Source organism: Emticicia sp., assembly GCF_043780375.1.
In the GTDB taxonomy this organism is placed as follows: Bacteria; Bacteroidota; Bacteroidia; order Cytophagales; family Spirosomataceae; genus Emticicia.
Map to the genome: position 1 here is coordinate 1 of NZ_JAYWCU010000225.1, position 6,444 is coordinate 6,444.

The following is a 6,444-nucleotide window of genomic DNA, read 5'->3' on the forward strand; positions in this document are numbered from 1 at the left end:
GATATAAAATACCAAGATGTTAATGGAGATGGCACAATAAATGCCGATGACCGCACATTTATTGGCAATAATTTCCCTCGTTATGAATATAGTATCAATCTAAATTTAGCTTACGATATTTTTGACTTGAATTTATTTGGTCAAGGCGTAGGAATCAAAGAGAACTACATTTCTGGCACTGGTGCATGGCCTTTTTATGCCGCAGATTTTATTCCATCGTTATTGGCGATGCACAAAGATTATTGGACACCAAACAACCCCAACGCCACTTTCCCGAGGCTAACCCCAACTATTGGCGTAAACAGTACAAACTCTTCATTTTGGGTGAAAAATTCAGCGTATTTCCGCTTAAAAAACGTAAATGCTGGCATGAAAGTACCACAAGATTGGGTTAAGAAAATCGGAATGGAAAGTGCAAGATTATATATAAGTGGTCAGAATCTTGTCACGTTTACTAAATTCTGGAAAGGTTTCGACCCAGAACAAAACAACAATAGTGCAGAGTTTTATCCATTAATGAAAACCTATACTGTTGGTTTAAATTTGAAGTTTTAAGCAATAATCCATTGAAAATCGAAGTATAAAAATGAAAAAAATCATATATATCGCATTACTGGCAAGCGTTTCTTTGGGTTGTGAAGATTTTCTCGACCGGCAGCCGCTCGACACACCTTCGAGTGCCAGCTTTTTGGCAAATGAAGCCGAAATTAAACAAAGTTTAACTGGTGTTTATAATGCAACTTTTTGGAATCGTACAGGTTTTGTGCCAGATCTAAAGCGTATTGAAGGTACGACTGATATTCAAATTTCTCGTAAATCTGACCCCGAATCCTTAATAGCACAAGGTGACAACGGACCTTTTATCCCAGGCAATGGTTGGTCAGATAATGCTTGGACACAGGGATATAAAGTAGTTTCGAGAGCCAACGAGCTTTTGGATGGTATGAAAAGAGGCGAAGCAGCAACACCGAAAACTTCTTACGCAAAAATGCAAGCCGAAGCCATTACGCTACGAGCTTGGGCATATTTCAATTTAATGGTTTGGTACGGAGATGTGGTTTACTATACAGTTCCATTAAAACCCGAAGAGTACGAAACTCAATCACGCACGCCTGTTGAAACTATCGTGAAAGCTCTTTACAAAGATTTGGATGATGCTTACACAGTTTTGGATTTTAACCCATCAGAACGTGGACGTGTAAACAAAGGTTTTGCTTATGGTTTGAAAGCACGTTTAGCGATGCTCATCAAAGACTACGCAACAGCAGCTCAAGCCACAGATACCATTATCAAAAGTGGACAATATGGTATTAATCCAAGCTACCAAAATTTATTTACCCTTGCTGGACAAAATGCGAATACCAACAAAGAAGTGATTTGGTCAATGGTTTATCCTACCGAAAACCCCAATATTTCAAGTTGGATGGCTGTAGGTTATACACCACGCCAAACTTTGGGAGCTCAAAGTAACAATTTCCCGACACAAGCTTTGGTAGATAAATTTGAGTGTACAGACGGTAAACGAATTGATGAATCACCTTTATATGACTCTGCAAATCCAAGCAAAAATCGTGATAAACGCTTACGTTGGACGCTCTATATGCCAGGAGATACCATGGAAGTTCGCATGAGTAAAACGGCAAGTTTACCTTACCAAAATCCCAATCAGCGATTTATTTTTAATATTCATTCTGACCAAATTTTTCGTTGGAACTGGAATACTTCAAAATTTGATGTTGTAACAGGAAACCCAGACTTCGTAACATCGTCTAATGGTGTTTGGCAATTTGGTGCAACAGGTGCTGTGGGTGGCGTAGGCTATGTTTGGCGTAAATACAATGACACCGATCAATATCTTTGGGAATTAAAAACAGGTTATACCATCATGCGTTATGCCGAAATTTTATTGATGTATGCCGAAGCACAAATCGAATTGGGCAAACTTGATGCATCAGTTGTTGATGCCATCAATGCCGTAAGAAAACGTGCAGGACAACCAATTGCAACACTTGGCTCGCAAGCAAAAATGCGTCAGTTGGTTCGTCGAGAAAGAACAGTTGAATTTGCTATTGAAGGCTTACGTTTATTTGATATTCGTCGTTGGGGAATTATACTTGATGTGTTGAACACACAAATTGTTGGAGCAGCCAAAAATCCAACCGATGCACCTGCAATTCCATCATTTGGAGCGGCGGGTTCGGTACAAGACATCAACGATATTCCTGACTATTCAGCGAGTATTTCAAAACGCATCAGCAGTAGAAATGAAACTCGAAAAAATACAGCAAAACACTTACTATGGCCTCTTCCACAAGGTGAAATAGATAAAAACAAAAATTTGAAACAGAATACTGGTTGGTAAATTATGGATGGGGGCGAGCTTGCCGTTCGCTCCACTCTCATAATCCTTTAACTTTCAACCATTTAGCCATAAAACTTATTCTTTAGACTATCAACAAAGCTAATTATGTACATTAAAAAAAACATATCCACACTACTTTTATTGATTTTTGCCTTTTCTATTCAAAGCTGTAAATCACAAGAAAAAACTGTAACGCCTATAACAACGCCACCTAAATCTGTAACGGGAGTCAGGGGCGTATGGCTTACAAATGTCGCAAGTCAAGCACTTTATAGTAAAGAAGGAATTAAACAAGCGGTAGAATTGTGCCAAAAAAGTGGAATCAATCATATTTTTGTAGTAACTTGGAATAAAGGCCGTACGCTATATCCAAGCAAAATAATAAATGATTTATTCAAAATTCCTATCGAAGAAGGCTTGGCAGGACGTGACCCTTTACGTGAAATGATTGACGAAGCTCATGCCAAAAACATCAAAGTTTTTGCATGGTTTGAATATGGTTTTGCCGCCGAAAACAGCGGTTTTGGGGAACACATTTTACGCATCAAACCACAATGGGCATCACTTGACAAAAATGGCAATACAACTACAAAAAATGGTTTCAAGTGGATGAATGCACTGAATCCAGAAGTGCAAGACTTTATGCTTTCATTATTGAAAGAAACAGTTGTAAATTATCCAGACTTAGATGGCATTCAAGGTGATGACCGACTACCCGCAATGGCAGTTGAAGGTGGTTATAATCCAGAAATTTTGGCTCAGTACAAAGCCGAAAGTGGCGGAGCAACCCCCACTAATGATAAAGAAGAAAACTGGGTAACATGGCGTGCCAACCGTTTGAATAAATTTATGGAGCGAATTTCGGTAGAATTAAAGAAAATTAATCCTAAAATTAGCATTTCGATGGCTCCGAGTATTTTTCCATTCGCCAAAACCGAATACTTACAAGATTGGCCAACATGGGTAAATAATGGTTGGGTTGATATGATTTGTCCGCAAATTTATCGTTACGATTTAGCTGCTTACAAGGCTGAGTTAGCTAAAATTATCTCTTCGCAAATCAATGCCGATAAAATGAAAATTCTTGCTCCAGGAGTATTGCTAAAAGTAGGAACTTATAAGCCAACTTATGACTTTTTAAAACAAATGATTGACGAAAACAGAAGAAATAAGATTGATAATGAAGTTTTTTTCTTCTATGAAGGTCTGAAAGACAATAATTTATATTTTACAACTGACTATCAGAAATAATTAGGAGCATAAATCTATGATTTTATAAATATCAACAATGGCAGAACACATCTTTATTTTGAGATTAAATGATGGAACTGAAAATACTTTCTTTCAAATATCTCTGACATATAAATGAAGTTGATAAAAAACATTTCGCAGTTTTCGCTTTCACAATAAAATCTTTGAAATGCAGAAACCGAAGATATTTACCCTAAAATCAGACAATTTCTAAGGCATTTTTGATGTATCAAAAAAACAACTTATTGCAATGAAAATGCCAAATACTGGTCACCAGATTTAGTTTTCAATTTTCCACCACCGCAAGCAATGACAACGTATTGTTTACCCTTAACAGCATAAACACTAGGTGAAGCATAACCAGCGGCAGGAAGCGAAACTTGCCATAATACTTTACCAGTCTGACGGTCAATTGCTCTAAATTGTTGGTCTTTAGTAGCTGCGATAAATAACAAACCACCAGCTGTTACAGCAGCACCACCATAATTATCTGTTCCTGTAATTGGTATTCCTTTCGCTGTTAATTCTGGATACTCTCCTAAAGGTATTTGCCAACAATGTTTTCCCGTATTCATATTAATTGCGGTAAGCGTACCCCAAGGCGGACGACTGATTGGATAACCGTTGCTGTCATACCAACGATTATAACCCGTATGCACATAAGGAGATTTTGATAAATTACCTTTATCATTTGTCTTAATATTGGTGTTTTTACCAAACAAAAACTGTACAATTGCCTTTCTTTCAGCCTCTTTTAATTGTGTAAAAGCTGGCATCATTCCTCGCCCTTTTGCAAGTAGTTGAAGTGTTGTAATTTCATTATATTTTGCTTCTATTTTATGTAAGGCAGGATAAGAACCATCCTCGTTCCCTTCTCGATTTGCCCCATGACAAGCTCGACAATAAGTTTGATAAAGTTGTTTTCCTGATGAAAGCGAGCTTTTTCCTTCATCTTTTGGTGATTCTATTAATGAACTATAAACTGGATTTTCTTTTGCAGGAACATACATCACGCTATTTTCGTCAACGGCAGCTCCACCCCATTGAGCTCCACCATCAGTTCCAGGATAGAAAACTGTACGATTTTTACCTAATGGAGTAAATGGTTTTCCCGTAGTTATTTTTCTAACTTGGTCAATTATTTCATCACGATTCGATGCAAATTGATTGACATCATTTTCGGTAAAACTTTGTCGAGTGAAATACTCAGGAAGCAATGGAATCGGCTGTGTAGCAGACGCTTTCTCACCTTTAATTTCAGATTTAAGAAAAGGGCGTTCTTCAATTGGGAATATAGATTTTCCGCTCTCACGATTAAAAACAAATACAAATCCTTGCTTACTCAAAACCGATACAACATCTATTTTTCGACCATTTTGATTGATAGTAAATAAATTAGGGGGTGCAGGAATATCTCTGTCCCAAATATCATGGTGAACCGTTTGAAAATGCCACAATCGCTTGCCCGTTGTGGCATTAAGTGCCAATAAACAGTTAGCAAACAGATTATCTCCTTTTCTATTACCGCCATAAAAATCAAAAGCTGCCGAACCAGTTGGTGCATAAACTATTCCTCTTTTTGAATCAATTGCCATCCCCATCCAGTTATTTGCACCACCTATATTTTGATAATTTTGTTTTTCCCAAGTATTATAACCATATTCATTTGGATGAGGAATGGTATGAAAAGTCTAAATTTTACGACCTGTTCGTGCATCAAATGCTCTAATATCACCGAGCAAAGCTGTGGCACTTTCAGAAACCCTTGTACCAACTATTAGTATGTCTTTAAAAACTACAGCAGGAGTATTAGAAACTACATATTCATCAGCACCAGGGCGTTTAATTCCATCAATTAGGTTGATTTTTCCTTTTATTCCAAACGAAAAAATTGCTTGCCCATCTATCGCATTGAGAGCATACAAAAATGCACCATAAGCGAAGAAAATTCGAGATTCTTTACCATCAGTCCAATAAGTTACACCCCTACTTGTCATACTAAAAGTATTATCTTTCAGATTGGTTTTCCAAAGCTCACGCCCTGTTGCAGCATCAATTGCAAAGGCTTGAGAACCAGCAGAAACACCATACATTATTCCCTTGATAATAAGCGGATTACACTGTATTTGCGTGGTATTTTTCGAAGTATCGGCTCCACCTGAAGCATATTTCCAAGCTAACTTTAACTGTGAAACATTACTGTTATTTATTTCGGTAAGTTTAGAGAAATGGTTACAATCGTCACCACCATTATAAGCATTCCAATCACTATTTGCAGAGTTTTCTGTACTTGAAACAAGTAAAACACTTATAAGAATAGACAAAGAAAATCTTATAAAACTTGAACTCAATTGATGATTTATAAAATATAAGTTTCTAATAAAATTTAGCATTTTTCAATAAGTATTTGTTTCAAATTTCTTGATTTTACATACTCTTTCAACCAAAATTTTAGGTCAATTACACAAATCTATAATTAGAGTTTCATTATTTCAAGAACATATTGTAATTTTTCACTTACCTTATTTAAAGTCTCATTAAAAGTAAAAACTATTTAAAAATACAAATTAAATAAGAAGAGCTTGTCATAAAATATGAATTTTATAAACACTTGACTACCAAGTACTTATATTTTATTATAATGACTGAATTCTTATCTTCATTTCTTAAATAAAATAGATAGTATAATTTTTATTGATTATTGGTTAAACTCATTCGCAGGAGAATTTATAAACGCAAAAAAGCAACCCTTTTGAGGTTGCTTTTTGTCAATAAAATTCTGGCATCTACCTACTCTCCCGAGTATGAACTCAGTACCATCGGCGGTGCGG

Annotated in this window: 2 protein-coding genes and 2 pseudogenes; 3 read left to right on the forward strand and 1 reads right to left on the reverse strand. The window is 36.3% G+C overall.

Going from position 1 to position 6,444, the window contains the following annotated elements; all coding sequences use genetic code 11:
- The 3 genes and pseudogenes from ACH2CJ_RS17360 to ACH2CJ_RS17370 form a co-directional block, all read left to right on the forward strand.
- Positions 1-555, forward strand: a pseudogene (locus tag ACH2CJ_RS17360) (TonB-dependent receptor); the annotation flags it as partial.
- Positions 556-586: 31 nt separating this feature from the next.
- Positions 587-2,362, forward strand: a complete 1,776-nt coding sequence (locus ACH2CJ_RS17365; protein WP_394994519.1) for a RagB/SusD family nutrient uptake outer membrane protein — start codon at positions 587-589, stop codon at positions 2,360-2,362.
- A 105-nt stretch (positions 2,363-2,467) separates the two neighbouring features.
- Positions 2,468-3,613, forward strand: coding sequence for a glycoside hydrolase family 10 protein (locus ACH2CJ_RS17370; RefSeq protein ID WP_394994522.1), 1,146 nt, complete (start codon positions 2,468-2,470; stop codon positions 3,611-3,613).
- A gap of 242 nt (positions 3,614-3,855) precedes the next feature.
- Here ACH2CJ_RS17370 and ACH2CJ_RS17375 read toward each other — a convergent pair.
- Positions 3,856-6,006, reverse strand: a pseudogene (locus ACH2CJ_RS17375) (PQQ-binding-like beta-propeller repeat protein).
- Positions 6,007-6,444 lie beyond the last annotated feature (438 nt).